Source organism: Actinomyces timonensis (genome assembly GCF_040702965.1).
Taxonomy (GTDB): domain Bacteria; phylum Actinomycetota; class Actinomycetes; order Actinomycetales; family Actinomycetaceae; genus Actinomyces; species Actinomyces timonensis_A.
In genome coordinates this window covers 1,822,118-1,844,720 of record NZ_CP159989.1, presented here as the reverse complement: position 1 = coordinate 1,844,720, position 22,603 = coordinate 1,822,118, and the positions used below count along the sequence as shown (strand labels likewise).

Genomic DNA, 22,603 nt, shown 5'->3' with positions numbered 1-22,603 from the left:
GGGGACGGGACCCGGCGCGGGCCGGGGAGCCCCGTCGATCCCTCAGCCGCGCGCCGCGAAGGCCTCGACGCCGTCGGCCACCCAGTCGTAGAAGGCGTCGATGTAGTGGAAGGGGGCCGCCCCCCAGCGGTGGGCGTCATCGGCCACGACGAGCTCGTCGGGCACCTGGAGCACGTGAGTGCCCAGCTCGCGAGCCCTCTCGTAGTAATCGATCATCGCCCAGTTGGCCCCCAGGGCGCTCATGCCCCAGCTGCGCACCGTTGAGCGCCCCTGCGCCGTGCGGGCCGCCCAGGGCGCCTGGAGGAGGATCGTCCGCTCCAGCAGGCCGACCCGCTCGAGCATGGCCCCGAGGCGTGGCAGGGCGGCGGCGAAGAGCCCCTGGTGCTCGTCGGTGCCCATCTCGACGAGGCGCCCGCCCAGCGGCCCGTAGAAGTCCCGGCCCAGGCGCAGGCTCGCCGTCAGGCCCTCCGTGGAGCGGGTGAGCCAGTGCCCGGGGGAGGCCTCGATGACGCCGAGGCGCTCGTCGGTGAGGTCCCACAGCAGCGCGTCCGTGGTCGCGGCCAGGCCCGCCAGCTGGGCCTCGGCGTCGCCAGCGGCGTCGGAGGCGAAGCAGCGCCGCGCGAAGGCGCTGTCCAGCGCGTCGGCGTCGATGGCGCTGACGTCCACGGCACTGCCGGTGGAGATGATGGACTGCCTGGCGACGTAGCGGGCCACCGACCAGCCCCGCTCCTGGAGCGCCGTGGCGGAGTCCCTGCCCACGCAGGATCCGAGGATCGCCAGGGATCGAGCGGGGGCGGGTTCGGTCACTGGGAGGCGTCCTTACGGTGACGGGGCGCGTAGGCGTCAGGGCGGCGCGCGGCGCGGGGGGATGGCGGGGAGGAGGCGGGCCCGGGGGCCGCCGGCTCGCCCATCCTACCGGCACTGGCGGGGGCGGGCGCCGAGGGACTCGCGGGGGCGGAAGCGGCGCGGGGCGCCCACTTGCGCCGGCAGCGCGCCAGGATCTCGTCCGCGACGGCGTGCTCCCCCTTGGCCACGTTCCAGGACCACCAGCGGTAGTCGTGGGCGATCTTCGGGCCGGGCCCGTCGCCGATGAGCTGGCCGTCCATGAGCCAGATGGCGCGCGTGCACATCTCCTCGATGGTCTGGGCGGCGTGGCTGACGATGAAGACCGTGCCCGCCCCCGCGCGCAGCTCGGCCATCCGGCTCTCGCTGCGCTCCTTGAAAGCGGCATCCCCGGTGGACAGGGCCTCGTCGATGAGCAGGATGTCCGGGCTCGCGGACACGGCGATCGCGAAGCGCAGCCGCGAGGCCATCCCTGATGAGTAGGTGCTCATGGGCCGGTAGATCGCCTCGCCGATGCCCGCCAGGGCCACGATCCCCGGCAGGGCGGCGCGGGCCTGCGGCGGCGTCATCCCCATGGCCAGGCAGCCGAGGATGACATTGCGCTCCCCGGGCAGGTCCGGCACGAGGGCCGCGTTGACGCCCAGGAGCACGGGCGTGGAGCGGGCCAGGACCCTCCCGGAGCGCGGCGTCTCCAGGCCCGCCACGATGCGCAGCAGGGTGGACTTCCCCGAGCCGTTGCGCCCCAGGATCCCCAGGGACTCTCCGGCCCGCGCCACGAAGGAGACCCCCTTGAGCGCGTCGACGGCCACGCGCGGGCGCTGCCCGAGGGCCCTCATCGCGACCCGCCTGGCGGGGCTGAGGGCGCGCATGGCCGAGGCGTCCGCCGAGGGTGCCCGGTAGCGCACGTGGAGGTCGTCGACGATGACGGTCACGGGTGGGGCGGCGGGCCCGCCATCGGATGGGGCCCCGCGGGGGGCGAGGGGGTCAGCGCTCGACGCCATAGGACTCCTCCCTCATCCAGAAGAAGACGTACCCGACGCCCACGGCGACGAGCGCCCACAGGCCCATGACCGCCCAGTCGTGCCCCGGCGGCACGCGCTGGTAGAGGATGACGTCGCGGTACATGGTCAGCAGCTTGTAGCCGGGGTTCCAGTCGACGACGAACCTGGCGGCGGGCCGGTGCGTCATCCTGTCGAAGGAGAAGAACACCCCCGAGCCGAAGTACCAGAACTGCGCCACGAAGGGCCACACGTTGCGCATGTCCGGCAGCTGCGCCGTGAGCCTGGAGGTGAAGAGCGCCAGGCCCAGGGCGAAGAGGTTCTGCAGCGCGAAGATCGGCGCGATGAGGATCCAGTGCCATGAGGGCCAGGCGTGTGGCGGCAGGATCATGACGATGAGCAGCAGGGCGGCCAATGGCGGCAGCGCGTCCAGGGCGCCCCGGATCGTGAAGGAGATCGGCAGGGCGACCCTGGGGAAGGAGAAGGAGCGGATGAGGTTCCTCCCCGCGAACATCACCTGCCCCCCGCCGGTGATCGCCCGCTGGAGCGTGGGGAACATGGTGACCCCCACCAGCAGGTAGCCCACGAAGTTGTCAATGCCCCGGTTGGTCTCCAGCAGCAGCCCGAAGACCGTGAAGAACACCAGGGCGTCGAGCATCGGCTTGACGATGAGCCAGATATTGCCCAGGAGGGTCCCCCGCTGGGTCCCCAGGGCGCGGGCGCGGGCGTCGGCCCAGATGAAATGACGGCGCTGCCAGGTGCGGCGGATGTACGCCAGCAGGGGCGGGCGCTTGCCGACGGGCCTCAGCCCCGCTGGATCCGGCCTCTCGAGCCAGGGCGCCGGAGGACTGATACTCATCGCGCCTCCTCATGAATCGTGCGGATGGCGATCCCATTGTCCTCCCAGGTGGGCAGGCCGCTCCTAGCCGACGGCGTGATGTGGGCCGCTCGGGCCGGCGCGTCATCGGCTCCGGCCCGGGCGAGCAGCCTGATCCGCTCCGCCAGGGCGCCGGCGTCGCCCGCGGGGAAGAGGAGCCCGCCGCCCCGGGTGACCTCCACGAGCGCGGGCAGGTCCGAGGCGATCACCGGGCGCCCGAGCGCCTGCGCCGTCAGCGGCTTCAACGGCGTGACCATCCGGCACACCGGCGTGTCCCGCCGGGGGGCGCAGAAGGCGTCGAGCGCCTGGTACCAGCCCAGGGCCTCACCAGCCGGGACCCGGCCGGGCAGGACGCAGACCCCCGACCTCGGGCCCAGCAGGCCCAGGTCCTCGGCCAGCGCGACCAGCCCCGGCCGGCTCACGCCGTCGCCCACGATCGCGCAGCGGGCGTCCACGCCCCGGGCGCGCGCGAGAGCAACGGCCCGCAGGAGCACGTCGAACCCCTCGTAGTCCACCAAGGACGAGACGCTGCCCACCCAGAAGCCCCCGGTCGGCAGGCCCAGGCGGGCGCGCGCCTCGGCGGGGGAGCGGGGCTCGGCGGCCAGGACCTCCCCGTCCACCGCGTTCGGCACGACCGTGATCCTCTCGGCGGGCACGCCCCGGCCCACGAGGTCATCGCGCTGGAGCGCCGACAGGACGATGACGGCGTCCGCCTGCCGGGCCAGCTCGGCCTCCTTGGCCCTCAGCAGGGCGAAGCGCTGGGAGGTCAGGGCCTCGGCCTGCTGCTCGGGGGGACGGGAGGCCACCCATGTGTACTCCAGCATCCCGCGCATCTCGTAGACCCACGGCAAGTCATGCCCGCGCGCCACGGCGGAGACGACGAGGGCGTTGGCGTAGTTCGTCGTCGTGTGCAGCGCCCCGGGGCGGAAGGCGGCCACCTGCTGGGCCAGGAGCCGGGCCGTCTGCGCCAGGCGGGCCGCGGGCGTGGGCGCGAGCCGGGAGGGTAGGAGCCGGTGGTACTCCACGCCGTCGACGACGTCGCGCGAGGCCGCCCCCGCGCGGCCCACGGTCACGGGGTACCCGACCCGGGTGACCGCTCTCAGCTCCTCGCCCGCCCGCCGCTGGGCGAGGAGCAGGTGGTGCGAGCGCAAGGCGTATCCGGACTGGGTGTGCGGCAGGGAGTTGGTCAGCAGGTGCAGCACCCGGGGGGCCGATGAGCGCAGCGGCCCTTGCCAACCGGGGGAGGAGACGGCGGGCAGCGCGAAGCCCGGGGACATCGTCGCCAGCTCGGCGGACAGGCGCGCCCTGGCGGCCCGGATCGAGTGAGGGGGGTGGACTGGGCGCGCCCCCCGGGAGGAGGAGTCGGCCAGGACGGCATCGAGCGCCCCGATCGCCTCATCCAGGTGCCCCCGTGACCACAGGTCCCGGGCCCTCATCCTCGGCGGCGCGGCCGGGGCCCCGCCGGGCAGGAGATCGGCCAGGCCCACGGCCAGGGCGAGCTCAGCCGCCAGGCGCCGGCCCAGGCCGCTGCTCGGGCGGGCCTGGGCGAGGGACTCCACCACGCGCTCGGGGCGGTCGGCGAGCAGGGACGCGAGGGCGGCGCGCAGCGAGCCATCGCCCGCGCCGGCGCCCACCGCTCCGGCCAGGGCGGCGCGCGCCCCGTGGGGCAGGCGGCGGGCGCCCTGCAGGGCCAGCAGGAGGGGGTCCTCCGCCATGTGCCGCGCGACGGTGTCGGCCAGGAGACCGGCGGCGCGCAGCCTGGTGGCCGCGGGGGACGCCGACCGCGGGGCGGGAGGCGCGGCCTGGGGGGCCCGGGTCTCAGCCATGGGCCACCTCCGCGAGCAGCGCCTCGTAGCCGTCCACCAGGTCATCCCGGTCGGCGTGCCGGGCGAGCCACTGCGGCCCGGCGCTCACTGCGAGGGCGGAGCGGTTGGCCGCCAGATCGGCCCAGGCGGCGGCCAGCGCCCCTGGGTCCTGCGGGGGCACCACGAGCCCGGCGCTCGCGGACCGGATGATGCCGGCCGCCTCACCGGCGACGGCGCCGCTGATATGACGGCCGGTGGCCAGGGCCTCGTAGAGCTTGGAGGGCACCGTCATGGACATGGCGGGCCAGTCCTGGAGGCTCACGAGGACCGTGTCAGCCCAGGTGTAGTGCTCGGCCACCGCCCCGGGAGCGACCAGCGGCAGCATCTCCACCGGAGCGCCGAGGCGCTCGGCGGTGGCGCGGATGCGGGCCGCTCGCGCGCCGTCGCCCACGATCCGCAGGCGCAGGCGGGCCCCCCGGCGCTCGGCGAGGGCCGCCGCCTCCACCGCGGCCGCCAGTCCCTGGCTGCGCCCCACCGTGCCCAGGTACACCACGCGCAGCTCCGGGCGACCATCATCGCCGTGCCTGCGCGGCGGGGGAGCAGGCAGCGCCCAGTCCGACGGGGCCGCGCTGTTGCGGATGACCTCCACCCTCCTCATGCCCCGCTCGCGCAGTGCCTGGGCGAAGGACTCCGTGGTGGTCACGATGGCGTCGGCCCTCCGCTCCAGGGCGGTTACCACCGGGGGGATGAGGCCCACGGCGCGGTGGCGCGACAGGCGCGGCGCGGCGCCGCCGATGGCGCTGCTGACGCCGTCGGCGTGGACAGCACTGCCAGCACTGCCGGCTCTGCCGGCTCTGCCGGTGGCGCCCATCTCGCCAGGGGCCCCCGCCCAGCGGCGGCTCGATTCGAGGATGTCCGGCCAGGCGTCACGCAGTTCGGCGACGACGGGGCGCCGCAGCGCGTGCCCAACCGCCAGAGCCGCGGGCAGGGTCGGCAGCCCGGGGACCGAGCCGATGACGACGTCGGGGCGATGGCGCCCGCTGAAGCGCGCCAGGGCCAGGCGGGCCCCGTCCGCGGCCGCTAGCCCCTGATCCGCGCCGCGCTCGCCGATCCCCGTCCCATAGCCCCTGAACGCGGTGCGGTGGACCATCGCCCCACTGTCGTCGCGGGCGATGGCGCCCGGGGCGAGCCGGGGCGAGGGATCGAGCAGGGCGCCGACCGGGTAGTGCGGGGCGGGGGTGAGCACGGCGAGGTCATGACCGCGCCCCACCAGGCCCCGGGCCAGCCACTGCCAGCGGTTCTGCGGCGCGCCGGCCTCGGGCGCCCAGTAGTGGGTGAGAAGGAGGATCCTCACTCCTCCCCACCGCCCTCAGGAGCGGTGGCCCGTGAGCCGGAACCGCTCTCGCCGCCGCTGTCGCGGAGACCAGGACGCCCATGGCGCCGATGGCGCTCATCGCGCGCCGCGGTCACGAGCGAGGGCAGGCTCATGTAGCACGCCAGGACCACCAGCGTCCCGATGACGCCCGGCGCCCACGCGACGGGCCCGCCGGGCCCCTGCCAGGAGGCCAGCGCCACCGCGGAGCAGGCCGCCGCGCAGGCGCCCACGAGGAGCGCCACCGCCCAATGGGGCCAGCCGGCGGCGACGAGCCGCTGGTAGACGTGCTCGCGGTGCGGCTCGTACCAGCGCTGCCCGGAGCGGGCGCGGCGCCACAGGGTCAGGCCCGTGTCAGTGGCCAGGACCAGCAGTGGGGCCACCGCGACGAGCAGCGGCACCCCGGAGGCCAGGCAGAGGGACGCGCCGAAGGACCAGGCCGCCCCGAGGGCGTAGGAGCCGGAGTCGCCCAGGAAGACCCGGGCGCGGGGGGCGTTGAAGGGCAGGAACCCGGCGACCGCCCCGCCGAGCCCGGCCATGATGAGCGCCATCCCGGGGATCTGCGCCGATAAGGCCACATGCGCGTAGTACGCCGCGGTCACGAGGGCGTGCCCGGCGGCTACCCCGTTCGCCCCATCCATGAAGTTCGTGGCGTTGACCATGGCGACGGCGCCCGCGCCCAGCGGGATCACGAGCCACAGCGGGGCCCCCGTGATCGACGTCGTGAGCAGGGCCAGCCCAGCGCCCAGGATCGCCTGGGCGATGAGGCGCCCCTTGATCGGCAGCGTGTACAGGTCGTCGCCGAGACCCAGGATCGCCAGGGCGAGGATCGCGGAGAGACCCACGCTCAGCACCTCGATGAGCCTGCCGGAGCGGACCATCGGCCCCCCTGCCACGGCGCCGGCCAGGCCCGCGCCGACGGCGATGACCGTGGCCAGCACCAGGGCTCCCCCGCCCCCGCGGGGCACCGGCCTGGCGTGGAGGGAGCGGTCGACGGGGACATCGATGACGCCGGCCCGCCGCAGCACCGGGATGATGGCGGCGGTCAGGACCGCCCCGGCCGAGAGGCCCGCGAGCGCGCCGACGGCCGTGCCCCAGGCCCAGGCCCCGAGCGGTTGCGGGATCGAGAAGGCCTGCTGGATCACGTGGAGGCGCCCGCCCGCTCGACGGCGCCCCTGGCGGTCGGAGCGCCACTGCGGGCGACGGTCGGCCGCCCGCTCGCCAGCGCGCGCATCCATCGGGTGGCCGGCCTGACGCCGGGCCCGCCGGTCCGACCGCCCGCGGGGCCACCGGCCCGGGGGTCCGCGGGCGGTGCCCCGGGAGCGGGGGCCTCGCTCGTCCTCGTCATCCACCCGCGCACGAGCTCGCCCTGGCGGCCCCACTCGGAGCGCCGACGGAGATCATCGATGTCCTGGAGGACCCCCAGACCGAGCTCCGCGACATCCACGTGCGAGATGAGCGGGTGCCAGGGACGGCGGTCGACCTCCCCGGCACCGAACAGCGACTCGGTCACCTTCTCCCCGGGCCGGACCCTCGTGTAGGTCACCCGCGGCTCGTCATCGCCCATGAGGGAGGCGAAGCGCCTGGCCAGGGACTCGATATTGTGCGGCTCGCCCATGTCCAGGACGAGGACCTCGCCGGAGCGCCCCAGCGCCCCGGCTTGGAGGACCAGTTGGCAGGCCTCGTTGATGGACATGAAGAAGCGCTCCATACGGGGATCCGTGACGGTCAGGGGCAATCCGCGCTCCAGCTGGGAGGCGAAGGTGTGGAGCACCGAGCCGCGCGAGCCCAGGACATTGCCGAAGCGCACGGAGATGAAGCGCCGCTCGGCGGGAAGGCTCATCCCCACGGCGGCGGTCAGCCGTTCGGCGATGCGCTTGGAGTGGCCGAGCACGCTGGTGGGATCGGCCGCCTTATCGGTGGAGATGTTGATGAACAGGCGTACGTCATGGCTGGTCGCGGCTGTGAGGAGGTCACGGGTGGCGGCCACGTTGGTCAGGAACGCCTCCTCGGGGAAACGCTCGGTGAGGGTGAGGTGCTTGAGCGCGGCGGCGTGGAAGACGATCGTCGGGCGAGCCTCGTCGAAGAGGCCGCTGATGAAGCCGGGGACGCGCAGGTCCCCGAGGATGAGGTCGGGGGAGTCGAGCATCGCCTCACCGTCGAGGGACAGCTGGACGGCGTGCAGGGCGGACTCGTCCCTGTCCACGAGGATGAGCCGCTCGGGCCGGTACCGCGCGATCTCATGGCACAGCTGCGCCCCGATGGAGCCCCCCGCGCCGGTCACGAGGATTCTCTCGCCGGTCAGGTAGGAGGCGATGGCGTCGACATCGGTATCGATCGCCCGGCGCCCCAGCAGGTCCGAGATCTCCAGGGGGCGGAAGATCCCGGTGCCCCGCTGGGCGACGGCGCTCGGCGGCGCGGGCGCGAGGGAGGGCGCCAGGCCCATGAGCTCCTCGGTGCCGGGCATGACCCGGATCTCGAGGCCGAGCTCGCGCGCCCGGGTCACGACGCCGTCGACCTCATCCGGCCTGGCGGAGGGCACGGCCAGCAGGACGAGGTCGGCGTTTGTCTCCCGGGCCACCTGCGCCAGGGAGCGCCAGGGGCCGAGCACCTGCACGCCGGAGAGCCGCAGGTGCCGCTTGGCGGGGTCGTCGTCGAGCAGGGCGACGGGGGCGTAGGGCGAGGAGGGGTCGTCCTGCATGATGCTGATGGCCGCCGCCCCGCCATGACCGGCGCCCATGACGATCACGCGGCGGGCGCGCCGGCCGACCGGGCGATGACGCGTCTCGACCACGCGCAGGAAGAGCCATCGGCAGGCGAGGTGGAGGGTGAGGGCGGCGCCGCCGGAGAGGATGGAGTAGCGCAACGGCAGGAGGAGGCCCGCGGAGATCCCTGAGGCCGCCGACAGGGCGACGGCGATGATGACGTCGGTGAGCAGGACGGAGGGGACCTCGTCGATGGTCGCGAAGCGCGCCCTGCCCCGCAGGAAGGCGAGGTAGCCGGCGATCTGGAGGATGACCGCCAGCAGCGCCGTCAGCGTGACCCCCATGCCCTCGGGATGGGCGTCGCTCCCCGCCGTCAGGCTGAGGGCGGCCACGGCCATCACGGCCAGCCCCCACATCGCGGAGTCGAGGGCGGCGGTCGCGCCGTGGGGCAGGTGCAGGCGCGAGCCGCCGATCTCCCTCTCCCGCCACTGGGGCACCGCCCCGTCCTCCAGGGGCGGTGGGGGCTCCGACGGTGATGGGGGCGTCGCGGACTGACGGGCAGCCCGCGCCCCGGCCTCGGTCGGGGCGGCGCCATGCTCAGGCACGGGGAGAGTCCTTCGTTCAGGGAAAAGGGCGCGGCGCCCGCGGAGCCGGTGCGGGGATATAACAGGTCAGGCGTTATATCATCACTGAGGCACCTGAGGCGGCGTCAACCCAGTATCCCCTATAAGCGCTGCTTGTGGAGTGGATTCGGTGGAGATCACAGGCTCCTCCTTTCGCGGGAGGGGCGGCCGAGCGGTGGTCGGCGCGTGGTCCGCCAAGGGCGCTGACCGCGTTTTCATGACAGGATGACGGCTGAAATGCCGCGCTGGTCACGACTGATCGCCGTCCTGGTCGCCGGACTGCCGGCCGACGATCGATGAAGGAGACGCCATGGGACTCGGTAGCGCGGCCCCGGCCGCTGGCGGTGGCGCCGTCGCCATCTATGACACGACGCTGCGGGACGGCGCCCAGCAGCAGGGCGTCTCCTTCACCGTGGGGGACAAGCTCGCCATCATCGCCCTCCTCGATGAGCTCGGCGCGGCCTATGTCGAGGCGGGCTGGCCCGGTGCCATCCCCAAGGACACAGAGCTCTTCGAGCGGGCCCGGGAGTTGGACCTGGCCACCGCGCGGCTCGTGGCCTTCGGCGCCACCCGTCGCCCGGGCTCCCGCGCCGCCGAGGACCCTGGCCTGCGCGCGCTCCTGGACAGCGGAGCCGGCGCGATCACCCTCGTGGCGAAGTCCGACCCGAGGCACGTCGAGCGGGCTCTGCGCACGACGCTGGAGGAGAACCTGCGCATGGTCGTCGACTCGACGGCCCTGCTGGTGGGCGCGGATCGGGAGGTGATGGTCGATCTGGAGCACTTCTTCGACGGCCTGGACCGACAGGCCGACGGCGCCTACGGGATCGAGGTGGCCCTGGCGGCGGCCCGCGCCGGCGCTGGCGCCGTCATCGCCTGCGACACCAATGGTGGCGCGCTCCCGGGCGCCATCGCGGACTCCGTCGCCCGCCTGCGCCGCGCCCTGGACGCCGCCGGGCACCCCGACTGCGTCGTCGGGATCCACACCCATGACGACTCGGGCCTGGCCGTGGCCGGCGCGATGGCGGCGGTGGAGGCCGGAGCCCGCCAGGTGCAGGGCTGCGTCAACGGCATGGGGGAGCGCACCGGGAACGCCGAGCTGCTGACCATCATCGCGAACCTGGAGCTCAAGACCCGCTTCACCGCCCTTCCGGGGGATGAGGCCGAGCGGGCGCGGCGCTTGTCCGAGCTCTCGCGCATCTCGCGCTCCGTGGGGGAGATCGCCAACCGCGCCCCCTCCACCCGCCAGGCCTACGCGGGGGCCAAGGCCTTCGCCCACAAGGCGGGCCTGCACGCCTCGGCGATCCGCGTGGATCCCGATCTCTACCAGCACGTCGACCCCGCCCGCGTGGGCAACACGATGAGCATGCTCGTCTCGGAGATGGCGGGGCGCGCCTCGATCGAGCTCAAGGCCCGCGAGCTGGGCATCGACCCCTCCGGGGAGGGCGACGTCCTGGGCGGGGTGGCCGAGGCCGTCAAGGCCCGTGAGGCCGTCGGCTACGCCTACGACGCCGCGGACGGCTCCTTCGAGCTGCTGCTGCGCCAGGCGCTGGGGGAACCGCCCGACTACTTCCGCGTGGAGTCCTGGCAGGCCTCGGTGCGCGCCGCCCCGGTGGGGGCGGATCGCTTCCTGCCGGCGGACGGCTCCACCCTCACCCAGGCGGAGGCCACGGTGCGCCTGTGGGCGGGCGGGAGGCGCTTCGCGGTGCTGGGGGAGGGCAACGGCCCGGTCAACGCCCTCGACGCCGCCCTGTGCGACGCGCTGGCGCAGGTGTACCCCGAGATCCGGGCCTTCGAGCTGACCGACTACAAGGTGCGGATCCTCGACGCCGAGCGGGGCACGCGCGCGATCATCCGAGTGCTCATCGACCTCACCGATGGTGAGCGCACCTGGTCCACGGTGGGTGTGGGCACGGATATCGTCGAGGCGACCTGGGAGGCCCTTACCGACGGGCTCGTGGTGGGGCTGATCCGAGCCGGCGTCAGCCCGCGCTGACGGGCGGGCCCGCCTGAGAGCGCCGGCGCAGGAGCGCGAGGGCCAGCGGGATCGTCAGGAACCAGAATCCTGAGGCCGGCATCGTGAGGACGCCCCCGATCGTCAGGGTCGCCAGCCCCGCGAGGACGCCCCGGGGCAGCGCTCGCTCATGGCGCTCGAGCGCGGCGACGGCTCCCCCCAGGAGAATGAGTGCCGCCCCGGCCACGAGGAACCAGTAGGCGGACGCCGTCTCGGCGCTGGAGCCCCACGTCCCGATCCCACCCTCGGCGAGGCCCGCCTTGATCCGGGGCCACTGGGACGACGATCCTACGAGGGTGTGGAGCACGCCGACCGCCATGAGGCACCAACCCACGATCGGCCGTAGTGAGGAGGTGATCGCCATCATGCTTCGAGGATACCGGCGGCACGCGCTGAAAAAGCGATCCTAAAATCCCGCCGTGCCCCGTTGCCTTCTGGGGTGGCTGACGGGGCTTGAACCCGCGACCTCCTGGACCACAACCAAGCGCTCTGCCAACTGAGCTACAGCCACCACGCGCAGTTCCCACGATGAGCAGGACCGCGACGAATCGGTACTGTATCGGTTCGCTCAGAACTCCGGCAAACCAGGGGCCGTGGACTGCGTCACGCCACGGTCCGGGCCCGCTGCCCCGGCTGCTCGCAGACCCGCGGTCCGCCGGGCTCAGGCCTGGCGACCGACCGCCGTCGTCGGGTTGGCGAGGATCTGGGCGGCGACGGCCCGGCAGTCATCCGAGGACGGCCCCTCGCCGTCGGGGAACAGCACCGCGCGGTAGTAGCGCAGCTCGTCGATCGACTCCAGGATGTCGGCGAGCGCGCGGTGACCGCCCCGCTTCTGGGGGGCATGGAAGAAGGTCCTGGGGAACCAGCGCTTGGCCAGCTCCTTGATGGAGGAGACGTCCACCACCCGGTAGTGCAGGTGGTCGATGAGCTCGGGCATGTCGCGCGCGAGGAAGGCCTTGTCCGTTCCCACCGAATTGCCCGCGAGCTGTGCCGCGCGGGCCGTGGGCACGAGGGAGCGGACATGGTCGAGCACCACGCGCCGCGCCTCGGGCAGGCTCAGCCCGCCGTCGAGCTCATCGAGCAGGCCGGAGGAGGAGTGCATGGAGCGCACGTAGTCGCCCATCTGCTCCAGGGCGGCGGCCGGGGGCTTGATGAGCACGTCGATGCCCTCGCCCAGCGGGACCAGCTCGTAATCCGTCACGATGACGGCGACCTCGATGAGCGCGTCGGCGCCCAGGTCGAGGCCAGTCATCTCGCAGTCGATCCACACCAGGGGATCCGAGGTCGTTATCTGTCGGCTCACGGGCCAGCAGTCTAGCCCGGCCCGTCACCCTCGGGGCCAATAACCTTCCGGAGCCAATCACCCCAAACGCCTCCCCATCGGCCCGCCGCCTGACGTAGATTCGACCTCAGTGCCACCCCTCGCCCCGCAGATCACGGAGTTCCTCGATGACATCCTCCGACGAGCCGCGTCCCCTCGGCAGTTCCTACTTGCTCAATGAGCGGATCGGGCGCGGTGCCCAGGGGGAGGTGTGGCTCGCCAGCAGGACCGGGGAGGCCGACGGAGCCGCGACGCCGCTGGCGGTCAAGATCCTGCGGTCCGACCTTGTCGAGGACCCCAGCGTCGTCGAGCGCTTCGTGCGTGAGCGCGCCACCCTCATGCGCGTTCACTCGCCCTACGTCATCGCGGTGCGGGACATGGTGGTCGAGGGCACGACCTTCGCGATCGTCATGGACTACGTGCCCGGGCCGGACCTGCGCGAGGCGGTCATGGCCACCGGCCCCCTGCCTCCCGCCGCGCTCGCCCGCCTGGGCGCACGGATCGCCGAGGGCCTCGTCGCCGTCCACGCCGCCGGCGTGGTTCACAGGGACATCAAGCCCGCCAACATCCTGTTGGAGAACTGGCGGTTCGGCGCGCGCCTCGGGCGGCACACCTCCCCGGCCGCGCCGTCAGCCGCCCAGGCGCCCTCCGACGCCGCTGCCGCCACGATGACCCCCGCGGCGGTGACCACCTGGGGTGACGGCGGCATCATCGCCCCGATCCCCAGGATCGCGGACTTCGGGATCGCGCGCATCTGCGACTCGCTGGCCACGGTCACCGGAACCGGCGTCGTCGGAACACCCCTCTACATGGCTCCTGAGACGATCGCGGGCGCCCAGCCCGCCCCCGCCGCGGACGTCTACGCCCTGGGCATCGTCCTGTACGAGCTCGCCTGCGGCGTCCCGCCCTATGAGGGCCAGCCCGTCCAGGTGCTCGCCCAGCACGCCCAGCGCGACCCGGGCCGGCCCGCGGGCATCCCGGACGACCTGTGGGGCCTCATCGCCTCCATGCTCGCCAAGCGCCCCGACCACCGCCCCACGATGCGGCGGGTCGCGGAGGGCCTGGAGCGGATGGCCCGGCGCTCCAGGGCCTGCCGGCCACGGCGGCCCTCGCCGCCCCGCCTCCGACCACTCCCTCGGTCATGCCCTACGGCTGGGAGGAGGCGGCGGGCCCCGGCGCGGCGGGTGGGGGAGCGGCCTCCGCCCCCACCGCGGCATCCGGGCCGTCCGAAGCGGGTCCGGAGGGGCGCGCGGAGACCCTCGCCGTGAGCGCCTCCACGCCCCCGACGATGGCCGCCCCCTGGCTCTCCACGGGCCAGGGCGGGCGGACCTCGCCGACCATCGCCATGGCAGGCGGCGCGCCGGCTGCTGACGGCGCCCAGCGGGCCACGCCCATGAGCTCTGCGGGGACCGCTCCCACCACCGCCGTCATGCCGGGTGGAGCGGGCGCCGCCGCGAGCCCCGGCCCGGGGAGCCCCTCACTGCCCGCCGCGGCCCACTCGCCGGCGGGGCCGGCCGCCGACGGCGCCGCCCTTCCCCGCGAGCGGCGCCGCAAGGCGGCGCTCGGTGGCCTGGCCGTCCTCCTCGTCCTCTCGCTCGCCGCGGGCGGCGCGTGGTGGTGGATCCACGGTGGCACGGGGGCCGAAGACCGGTCGGCCATGGGCTGGACATCGGGAATCACAGCGGGCAGCAGCGCCGACTCCCAGCGCGAGTTCAAGGACGCCGACGACGGGCTCCGGCTGTCCCCCGAGGGATCGGTGATGCTCGCCAAGGTCAAGGGGGCGGGCAAGCTTCAACAAGTTCGCCCTCTACGACCTGGCCTCCTCCTCCCAGGAGGCCGTCTGGACCGGGGAGTGCGACAGCGCGGTCGCGTTCTGGACCGAGCGCCAGGTGATCTGCCAGAGGAGCGGCTCGAGCGCATCCGTCCTCGTGTCCCTCGCCGCTGATGGGACGGCGACGGAGAGCGCCTCCCCCCTGTCCAAGGGCCAGGCCCCCATCGGCTCCGATGGGATGCGGGCGATCGTCCACAGCGGAGGCTATGAGGGCAACCTCATGGCCCTGGACAGTGCCGGGAACACGGTGTGGACCGTGCGCGGCGAGTATCGGAAGGCGATCATCCGCGATGGCTTCATCCAGGCCTACGACTCGTGGTCGCAGCAGACGGTGGTCCTCGACTCGGCTACCGGGAAGCGGATCGTGAGCAGCTCTTCGGGCGGTTCATCGGATTTCGACGGCAGCGATCCGCAGCCGGGGGGCATCGGAATCGACGCCGGGCCGCAAACCGTCTACCAGTGCGATCGAAGCAGCTGCACGGTCTACGACTCGGCCGGCAACAGCGTCGGCACCGTCACCGACCCCGGCCGGAGCTCCTGGGTGCTCTCCGGCCCCGTGACGCCCAAGCGCCTCCTGGAGATCCTCCAGCGGGCGGGCCAGGAAGGGATCCGGGGGGGCGAGATCGAGCTCATGGGATCCCTGAAGGTCCCGAGCCTCCAGGAGCCCAATTCTGACGGCAAGACCCTCGTGGTGGGGGCGGAGCGCATGGATGTGGTCACCGTCGACTCCGAGGCCTGCACGGCGACAGTCGGAGGCACCTCGCTGTCCATCCCTCCCAAGGAGACGAGCGACAAGTGCCGCATCAACCCCGTTGGCTGGACCGCTGGGGACAAGGCGATCCTCGTCCAGCTCGGTGGATCGTCCCCGGGCACTCCGTACAAGGGCGACATCCTCGGAGCCTACGACCCATCGACCGGCGCCGAGCTGTGGCGCGTGCCCGGTGACTGGGCCGCGGTCCCCGGCCGGGGCGCCGCGGCGGACGGATCAGCGGTCCGGGCGGCGGGCATCGACCCAGCCGGTCTGCGTAACCTCTTCCTCATCTGGCAGGCCAGCTCCGCGTTGAACGGCGAGTACGTCCTCTACCGCGCCAACGGCTGAGGCCGCTCAGCGGCGGCCCCGGCGCCACAGCCCGACGTAGCACGCGGTCAGCGCGACAACGAGGATGGCCCCCAGCGCGCCGAGGTTCGCCAGCCACTGCCCGGAGGCGTGATCCCACATCTCGTCGCCGCGCAGCGGGTTGATGGTGTTGAGATCCACCGTCCCCGCCGTCATCGCGAAGCCCCAGCGCGAGGGCATGACCCAGGAGAGCTGCTCGAAGACCGCCTTGCCCGCCACGGGGATGATGCCGCCGGACAGCACGAGTTGCGCCATGATCGAGACCACCAGCACCGGCATGACCTGCTCGGAGCTGGACACGAAGGCGGACACCGCCAGGCCCAGCAGGCCGGAGGCGAAGGCCACCGCCCACAGGCCGATGGCCAATTCGAGCCCCGGATCGCCCAGGAGGATCGCCTCGGAGGGGGCCTTGTTGAGCACCAGGGAGATCCCTACCATGAGGCTGACCTGGATGGTGACGATGAGCGCGAGCACGATCGTCTTGGCCAGCAGGTACGAGCCCGAGCGCAGGCCGACCGCCTTCTCGCGCAAGAACACGTCCCTCTCCCCGATGAGCTCGCGGATCGTCACCGACATCCCGGAGAACGCCGCGCCCGTCACCAGGATCACGAGAAGCTGCAGCGCCTGGTTGGAGTAGTAGACACATGGCTGCGACTCGGTCGGCTCGGGGATCACCGGCACGGAGAAGCCGTCGCTGCCCGGGATCGCCTTGGTCAGGAGCCCCATGACCACGGGCAGCGCCAGCATGAACATGAGGTAGGAGGGGTCCGCCGCGATGATCCGCAGGTGCCTGCGCACCAGCGTGGATATCTGCCGCACCGCCGACTGCTTGGGGATCCGCTTCGTGGAGGCGTCCACCTCCCGCTCCTTGGCGGGAGCGCCGCCGCGGCGCGTCGAGGGCACGGTCGCCTCGAGGTACTGCCTCAGCTCGGGGGTGTGGTTGCGGATGAGCGCGTACACGTCCGCGAAACCGTCGATCGCCGGCGGATCGGTGAAGTCGCCCTTGGGTGCGTAGAGCTTGAGCCTGCCCTGACTGGTGAGCTCGGCGTGACGCTGCCGGAAGTGGGGCAGGATCTGCTGGGGCGGGCCGTAGTAGACGGGCTTGCCGCCAGCGGCCAGGATGAGGACCTTGTCCGCCCTGTCGATGTGGTTCTCGTTGTGCGTGACCACGACGACCGTGCGCCCCGTGTCGCCCGGCCGGGTGCCGTGCGCGAGACTCGCGAGCAGGTCCATGACGTCGCGGTCGAGCTGGGGGTCGAGGCCGGACGTCGGCTCGTCGAGGAACAGCAGTGAGGGGCGGGTGAGCAGCTCGATCGCCGTCGACACCCGCTTGCGCTGGCCGCCGGAGAGCTTCTTGACCCGCTTGCCCACGTGCTGGGTCAGGTCGAGATCCTCGAGGACCTCGGCGATCCTGTGCCTGCGCTCCTCCTTGGACACGTCCTTGGCGAAGCGGAGCTCGGCGGCGTAGTCCATCGTCTGCTGGACGGTGAGCGCCTGGTGGACGACATCGTTCTGGGGGACCACGCCGATCTTGTTGCGCATGATCGGGTAGTGGTCGTAGACGTCGATCCCGTCGAAGAGCACCTGGCCGTGCTGAGCCTTCTGCTCGCCGGTGAGGGCCTTGAGGAGGGTGGACTTGCCCGCCCCGGAGGGGCCGACGACGGCGAGCAGCTCGTTGCCGGGCAGGGAGAAGGACACGCCGTCGAGGAGGCGCAGGCTCCCGCCGTTCACCTCGAAGACGAGGTCCTGGCCGATGAGCTCGCCGCCGGTGCCCGCGTTGACCTGCACCTCGCAGGTGCCATCGGGATTGACCGCGATGAACGTCGAGCCGATGCCGACGATGCTCGGCCGCGTCACCAGGACGCGCGGAACCCTCTGAGGGCCCAGGTAGATGCCGTTCGTCGAGCCCAGGTCAGTGATGAGGATGCCCTGCGGCGTCGGCTCGATCCTGGCGTGGTGCTTGGAGACGAGCGGGTCGTCGAGGACGAGGGCGTTGTCCGGCGCGCGGCCGATCGTGCCGGCCGCCGTGATGCGGAAGGCCTGGATCGTCTGGCGGCGCACGGGAGCGCGCATGCGGTCCACGTCCTCGCCCGGCAGGGCGGTCGAGCGCATGGGCTCGACCGGGGCCCCGGCGCGCGGCGCCGGGGGAGCGCCCAGGAGCGTCTCCGCGCTCCGCGCCTCAGGGGAGTCCTCGGCCACGGCGCGGTTGGAGGCATCCGCGGAGGGCGCCGAGGCGCCCGGGCCGGGGGCCTGGGTGGGTCCCGCGGCGCTATCGGCGTGAGGCGCGGGCTGCCCCGGCGTCCCAGCCGGCCCTGTGGGCGCGGGAGCGCCTGCCACCCCGTGGGGGCCGTGCTGCCCGAGGGGCTGCCCCGCCGCGCTCTGGTAGTGCCCCGGCGGAGGGCCGGCGGGCGGCTGGGCGAAGGGCTGCCCGGGCCCTCCGGCGGGCGGCCCCGCGGGCGCCCCCATCGGGGGCATCATCGGCTGGCTGGGCGGTGGTCCCATCGGCATCCCCGTCTGGGGCGCGCCGGGAGCCCCGGGAGGGGTGACGGGACCACCCACGGGGGTCATCGCGATCGCCGGCCCGGAGGCGTCGCCGAGCTGGATGCGCGTGCCATGAGTGATGAGGGCCTCTCGCACCGGCACGCCGTCGACCAGCATCCCGTTGCGGCCCTCGCACAGCACGTACCAGCCGGCGGGCTCGGGGCGCACGATGAGGTGGTGGCGCGAGACCAGCGGGTGGTTGACCTGGACCTGGCAGTCGGGCGTGCGGCCCACCCGGAACGGCTCGGTGAAGGTCTTGGGCTCCGCCGGGGCATGGGAGGACAGTGACTGAACGACGAGCGCGATGGGTGGCACGGCGATCCTTCCGGACGGGCGGACTGGTTCACGCGAGAACTGGAACGGGATGCCGACGCGCCGCAGGACTGCCACGGTGAGCCGCCTCAGCCTGGCGCCGGTGCCCCACGCCACGATACCGGGAGGTCGGGCTCGGGGCACGGCGTGGCGTAGGCTGGAATCGCCGTCGGGGTGCCCCGGCGCGCGCCTCCATAGCTCAATGGATAGAGCGTCGGCCTTCTAATCCGCAGGTTCCCGGTTCGAGTCCGGGTGGGGGCACCGTTGGAATGACGCCGTTTCCCGGATCCCTGGGCCCGGCTGGCGGCATCGCCGCGCCGGAGCGGTCGAGCGCGATCAGCCCCGTTGCCCATATTGTTGGATCATGCCCCCTACCGCCCCGTCGGCATCCCCAGCACCCCATGGGGATGGCCTGCCCTCCTCGGCGCTCAGCCGCGCCCAGCTCATCGAGGTGCTCAACAGCACTGTCGGCGACCTCGAGCGGCTCGATCTTGCGCTGGGCGCTTCCGAGACGGAGGCCGCCCGCCGTCTGCGCCACAGCCTCATCTGCCAGATCCGCGACCACGTCCTGCCCCGCATCGCCGACGCCGAGGTCCCGGCCATCGTCGTCGTCGGCGGCTCCACCGGCGCCGGCAAGTCCACCCTCGTCAACTCCGCGCTCGGGGCGGAGGTCTCCGTCGCCGGGGTCCTGCGCCCGACGACGCGCACCCCCGTCCTCGTGGTCAACCCCGAGGACCGCGAGTCTCTCAGCGACCACTCCCTCGCCGGCGTGTGCGCGTTCCAGGAATCCGAGGCGGTTCCCGCCGGCCTGGCCCTCGTGGACGCCTCGGACCTGGACTCGGTCCACGAGTCCAACAGGGTCCTGGCCGCGCGCCTCCTGGAGTCGGCCGACCTGTGGCTCTTTGTCACCACTGCCGCTCGCTACGGGGACCAGACGCCGTGGAGCACGCTGGAGGCCGCCGCTGAGCGGAAGATGCCCATCGCGATCGTCCTCAATCGCGTGCGCGCCGACGTCCTGCCCGAGGTGCGCAGGGACCTCATGACCCGCCTGGACCAGATCGGGCTGGCCGAAGCCCCCTTCTTCGTCATCCCCGACGCCGGCCCGCACGAGGGTCTCCTGCCCGACGACGCCGTCGCCGAGATCCGCGACTGGCTGCGGCTCCTGGCCGGGCGCCATCGCGCGGCCGGCCTCGTGCGCCGCGGCGGCCGCGGCCTGTGGTCCGCCCTGAAGAAGGACCTGGCAGCCCTGGCTGACGCCGTTGATGTCCAGGACGACGCCGCCAAGCGCCTGGAGGAGGCCACCGCCGCGCTGCTCGTCGACCCCGGCGCCGAGATCCGCTCGGACCTGGAGCGCGGGGAGATCGGTGACGGCGCGCCCGCCACCCGGTGGGTCACCCTGGCGTCCTCCGGCGCCCCGCTCGCCCCCCTGGCCACGGGATCGCGCCTGCCCTGGGGCATGCTCGGGCGCGCCGCCAAGGCCCGGGTGGAGGCTCTCGCCAAACTCGCCTCCGACGCCCAGTCGGCCCTCGCCTCGCGCCTCGAGGCCGCCCTCGTCGCCCTGGCCGACGACGTCCAGCGGATCTGGGCCGAGGCCGGGGCGGAGGAGCCCGCTGGGCGCCTCCTGCCGGCCGTCCCCGACTCCGAGGCGATCATCGCCGAATGGGCCGACGCCGTCCGCGCCAACCCGGGGGCCTCCGCCCGCGGCCTGCGCGGGACAGCGATCGGCGATCTGATCATCGCGGCCGCCGCTGGCGTCGAGGGCTCGCGAGCCGCCACTGACAGGCTCCGCCTGGACGACGCCGTGAACTCCGCGCGCGCCTCCCTGACCGCCACGCTCGACGCCGCCCTGGCGCGCGTGGCTCCCCCCGGGACAGCCCTCAGCCTCGCCCCCGACCCCGCGCTCGCCGCGGCGCTGCGCCTGCGCTCGGGCGAGCTCACTCCCTTCACCCGCCCTGGAGCGACCGCATGACCACCTCCCCCAAGCCTGATCAGTCCCGCACCGCCTCCACCGCCCGGGAGGACGCCCCGATGGTGCTCGACGCCGCCCACCTCGACGCGCGGCTCCACCGCCTGCGCGCGGCCATCGACTCCTGCCCGATGGAGGTCCCCGCCTCCCTCGCCCTGCCCGCTCGAACCAGCCTCGAGGAAGTCGGCGAGCGGCTCGTCCTGGGCGTGGACCACACCGTCGTCGCCCTCCTGGGAGGCACCGGATCGGGGAAGTCCTCCCTCTTCAACGCGCTGTCGGGGCTGCAGTTCGCCGATGTGGGCGCCCGCCGCCCCACCACCTCGGAGTCGGCGGCCTGCACCTGGGGCGATGACGCCATCGCCCTGCTGGACTTCCTGGGCGTCAACGACGAGCGCCGTATCCGCCGTGAGTCCCTCCTCGACGCCGATGACGAGGACGAGCTCGCCGGTCTCGTCCTGCTCGACGTCCCCGACTACGACTCGGTGACCGCCGAGCACGCCCTCCAGGTGGACCGGCTCGTGCCCCTGGCCGACGTGCTCGTGTGGGTGGTCGATCCCCAGAAGTACGCCGACGCCGCCCTCCACGAGGGGTACCTGCGGGGCCTGGGCGCCCGCCAGGAGGACATGCTGCTGCTCGTCAACCAGGTCGACACCCTGCCCCCCGGCGGGCAGGAGCGCCTCCTGAGGGACATCCGCTCCCTCCTGGACTCCGACGGGCTCCACGAGGTCCGGGTCATCCCCGTCTCGGCCTCCCGCGGCGACAACCTCACGCAGGTCCGCGACCTCCTCATCGACAGGGTCTCCCGCGAGTCCAACGCCGCGCGCACCGCCTCCGCCGAGCTCGACGCCATCTGCCTGCGCCTGCGCCCGTCCGCCGCGGCCCACCCCGTGGGCACTTCGCCCGAGCACGAGGCTGCCGCCGTCGAAGCCCTCATCCACGCCTCGGGCGCGCGCGCCGTGGAGGCCTCCATCCGCGAGGGGCTGGCGCGGCCGCTGCCGCGCGCCCTGGCCCGCCCGGAGGCCCCCTCCCGCCCAGCCGTGACCGCCATCCGCACCACGTGGATGCGCCGCACCACCGAGGGCCTGCCCGCCGCCTGGCTGCGCAGCGTCGACGCCGAGGTCATGAGCCCGGAGACCCTGGCCGCCCAGACCGCTGAGGCGGTCGGCTCCATCCGCCTGCCCGGGCACCGCTCGCCGATCATCGAGCTCGGCTGGTGGGGAGGCCTCATCGCCACGCTGCTGGGGCTCGCCTGGGGCGGCCTCATGATCGCTCAGGGCGGCAGCTTCCTCATCCCCATCACCCTGCTCGTCCTGGGTGCGCTGCTGTTCCTCTGGTCGGGGGCCCGCCGCATCGCGCGCGCCGATCAGGAGGCCAACGACTACGCGGACCGGGTGCGCGAGAGGCTCGCCGTCGTCGCCGCCCGGGGGCTGACCACGCCCGCGCAGGGCGTGCTCGCCCGGCACCGGGAGCTGCGCGAGGCCCTGCGCGTCTGACGGCTGGGCTCCCAGGCTCCCGGCGCGGGGAACCACAGGCTTCGCGGCGCCACCCGAGCGGGCCCGCCTGGGGGCCCGCCGGCCCGCGGCGGAGCCGCCTCGGGCACTGTGGGAGGGAACCGGCGTCCGGCCGGATCCCCCACCCACAGGAGTCATCATGACGCACCAGCTCGAGCTCACCATCCAGGGCACCCTGGGCACCAACCCCGTCCTCACGTTCTCCGGGAACGATGAGCGGCGCCTGGCCTACTGCCGCTTCCGAGTTGCCACCACCACCCGCCACCGCACGCGCTCAGGCCAATGGGTCGACGACGCTACCATGTGGTTCACCGCCAAGTGCTGGGAGAGCCTGGCGCTCAACGCCGCGGAGGCCCTGCGCAAGGGGGACCCCGTCCTCCTCGCCGGACGCATGACTCAGGAGGCGTGGGACTCGGGCAGGGGCGTCATCATCACCAACGTGCTCAGCCTCACCGCCGTCGGCCATGACCTCAACCGCGGCTACACCCGCTTTGCCCGCGTCCGCCGTGATGAGAACGGCAATGAGCTCCCCGACGGCGCCACGACCCCCGCGAGCCCGTCGAGCGCGACGACGCCGGGCGCCGCCAGCGCCGGATCGGCGGACGCGGCCGGGCCAGCGGCGGGCGCTGAGGCCGCCGCTCCGGCGCCTGCGCCATTGCCGGTGGACCACTGGGAGGCGCCGGCCGAGCGGTCGGGGAAGCCGGCCTACGTCGTCGTCGATGACGAGGCGGTGCAGGGGGAGGGGTAGGGCCCTCGCGGTCGATGTCCTC

17 protein-coding genes and 2 tRNA genes are annotated in these 22,603 nt (G+C 73.6%); 8 read left to right on the top strand and 11 right to left on the bottom strand.

Annotation, left to right across the window (positions count from 1 at the left end; all coding sequences use genetic code 11):
- Positions 1–42: 42 nt before the first annotated feature.
- Genes ABXS69_RS08065 through ABXS69_RS08035 form a run of 7 tightly spaced genes read right to left on the bottom strand, consistent with a single transcriptional unit; the run spans position 43 to position 9,205 of the window.
- A complete protein-coding gene (locus tag ABXS69_RS08065; RefSeq protein WP_366180181.1) occupies positions 43–807 on the bottom strand; it encodes a DUF6270 domain-containing protein in 765 nt (254 codons plus the stop codon).
- Positions 804–1,844, bottom strand: coding sequence for an ABC transporter ATP-binding protein (locus tag ABXS69_RS08060; RefSeq protein WP_366180180.1), 1,041 nt, complete (start codon positions 1,842–1,844; stop codon positions 804–806). Before ABXS69_RS08060 ends, ABXS69_RS08065 begins: the two co-directional genes overlap by 4 nt.
- Complete coding sequence (locus ABXS69_RS08055) at positions 1,828–2,700, bottom strand: ABC transporter permease (RefSeq protein ID WP_366180179.1); 873 nt, start codon at positions 2,698–2,700, stop codon at positions 1,828–1,830. The genes ABXS69_RS08060 and ABXS69_RS08055 overlap by 17 nt, the downstream gene beginning before the upstream one ends.
- Entirely contained in the window at positions 2,697–4,544 is a 1,848-nt protein-coding gene (locus tag ABXS69_RS08050; protein ID WP_366180178.1) for a glycosyltransferase, read from the bottom strand. The genes ABXS69_RS08055 and ABXS69_RS08050 overlap by 4 nt, the downstream gene beginning before the upstream one ends.
- Positions 4,537–5,877 carry a glycosyltransferase family 4 protein gene (locus ABXS69_RS08045; RefSeq protein WP_366180177.1) on the bottom strand — a complete coding sequence of 447 codons (1,341 nt, stop codon included), beginning with the start codon at positions 5,875–5,877 and terminating at the stop codon, positions 4,537–4,539. The genes ABXS69_RS08050 and ABXS69_RS08045 overlap by 8 nt, the downstream gene beginning before the upstream one ends.
- Positions 5,874–7,040: a glycosyltransferase family 4 protein gene (locus tag ABXS69_RS08040; protein ID WP_366180176.1), complete on the bottom strand. Its 1,167-nt coding sequence runs from the start codon at positions 7,038–7,040 to the stop codon at positions 5,874–5,876. Before ABXS69_RS08040 ends, ABXS69_RS08045 begins: the two co-directional genes overlap by 4 nt.
- Positions 7,037–9,205: a polysaccharide biosynthesis protein gene (locus ABXS69_RS08035; protein WP_366180175.1), complete on the bottom strand. Its 2,169-nt coding sequence runs from the start codon at positions 9,203–9,205 to the stop codon at positions 7,037–7,039. Before ABXS69_RS08035 ends, ABXS69_RS08040 begins: the two co-directional genes overlap by 4 nt.
- Positions 9,206–9,533: 328 nt before the next feature.
- On the opposite strand from ABXS69_RS08035, the gene cimA reads away from it, so the two are divergent.
- Positions 9,534–11,216, top strand: a complete 1,683-nt coding sequence (gene cimA, locus ABXS69_RS08030; RefSeq protein ID WP_366180174.1) for a citramalate synthase — start codon at positions 9,534–9,536, stop codon at positions 11,214–11,216.
- On the opposite strand, the gene ABXS69_RS08025 is transcribed toward cimA, so the two are convergent.
- The 3 genes from ABXS69_RS08025 to orn all read right to left on the bottom strand — a co-directional run bounded on the left by ABXS69_RS08025 (position 11,203) and on the right by orn (position 12,525).
- Positions 11,203–11,601, bottom strand: a complete 399-nt coding sequence (locus tag ABXS69_RS08025) for a DUF6463 family protein (RefSeq protein ID WP_366180173.1) — start codon at positions 11,599–11,601, stop codon at positions 11,203–11,205. The two genes, cimA and ABXS69_RS08025, sit on opposite strands and share 14 nt — an antisense overlap.
- 68 nt (positions 11,602–11,669) lie before the next feature.
- Positions 11,670–11,745: transfer RNA gene (locus tag ABXS69_RS08020), tRNA-His, on the bottom strand.
- Between the two features lie 150 nt (positions 11,746–11,895).
- Complete coding sequence (gene orn, locus ABXS69_RS08015; RefSeq protein ID WP_366181574.1) at positions 11,896–12,525, bottom strand: oligoribonuclease; 630 nt, start codon at positions 12,523–12,525, stop codon at positions 11,896–11,898.
- A 158-nt stretch (positions 12,526–12,683) separates the two neighbouring features.
- On the opposite strand from orn, the gene ABXS69_RS08010 reads away from it, so the two are divergent.
- From ABXS69_RS08010 to ABXS69_RS08000, 3 genes are read left to right on the top strand one after another with little or no spacing between them, the layout of a single operon-like run.
- The gene (locus tag ABXS69_RS08010; protein WP_366180172.1) at positions 12,684–13,823 is read left to right on the top strand and encodes a serine/threonine-protein kinase; all 1,140 of its coding nucleotides are present in this window, start codon (positions 12,684–12,686) and stop codon (positions 13,821–13,823) included.
- Positions 13,820–14,500, top strand: coding sequence for a hypothetical protein (locus tag ABXS69_RS08005; protein WP_366180171.1), 681 nt, complete (start codon positions 13,820–13,822; stop codon positions 14,498–14,500). Before ABXS69_RS08010 ends, ABXS69_RS08005 begins: the two co-directional genes overlap by 4 nt.
- Positions 14,445–15,485: a hypothetical protein gene (locus ABXS69_RS08000; RefSeq protein WP_366180170.1), complete on the top strand. Its 1,041-nt coding sequence runs from the start codon at positions 14,445–14,447 to the stop codon at positions 15,483–15,485. The genes ABXS69_RS08005 and ABXS69_RS08000 overlap by 56 nt, the downstream gene beginning before the upstream one ends.
- Before the next feature lie 6 nt (positions 15,486–15,491).
- On the opposite strand, the gene ABXS69_RS07995 is transcribed toward ABXS69_RS08000, so the two are convergent.
- On the bottom strand, positions 15,492–18,359 hold the full coding sequence (locus ABXS69_RS07995) for an ATP-binding cassette domain-containing protein (protein ID WP_366180169.1): 2,868 nt from the start codon (positions 18,357–18,359) through the stop codon (positions 15,492–15,494).
- Positions 18,360–18,544: 185 nt separating this feature from the next.
- On the opposite strand from ABXS69_RS07995, the gene ABXS69_RS07990 reads away from it, so the two are divergent.
- The 4 genes from ABXS69_RS07990 (at position 18,545) to ABXS69_RS07975 (ending at position 22,581) form a co-directional block, all read left to right on the top strand.
- Positions 18,545–18,617 (top strand) — tRNA-Arg (locus ABXS69_RS07990).
- Between the two features lie 103 nt (positions 18,618–18,720).
- Positions 18,721–20,325: a GTPase gene (locus ABXS69_RS07985; protein WP_366180168.1), complete on the top strand. Its 1,605-nt coding sequence runs from the start codon at positions 18,721–18,723 to the stop codon at positions 20,323–20,325.
- A 59-nt stretch (positions 20,326–20,384) separates the two neighbouring features.
- Entirely contained in the window at positions 20,385–21,815 is a 1,431-nt protein-coding gene (locus tag ABXS69_RS07980) for a GTPase (RefSeq protein WP_366181573.1), read from the top strand.
- Positions 21,816–21,972: 157 nt separating this feature from the next.
- Positions 21,973–22,581, top strand: a complete 609-nt coding sequence (locus ABXS69_RS07975; RefSeq protein ID WP_366180167.1) for a single-stranded DNA-binding protein — start codon at positions 21,973–21,975, stop codon at positions 22,579–22,581.
- The last annotated feature ends 22 nt before the right edge of the window (positions 22,582–22,603 follow it).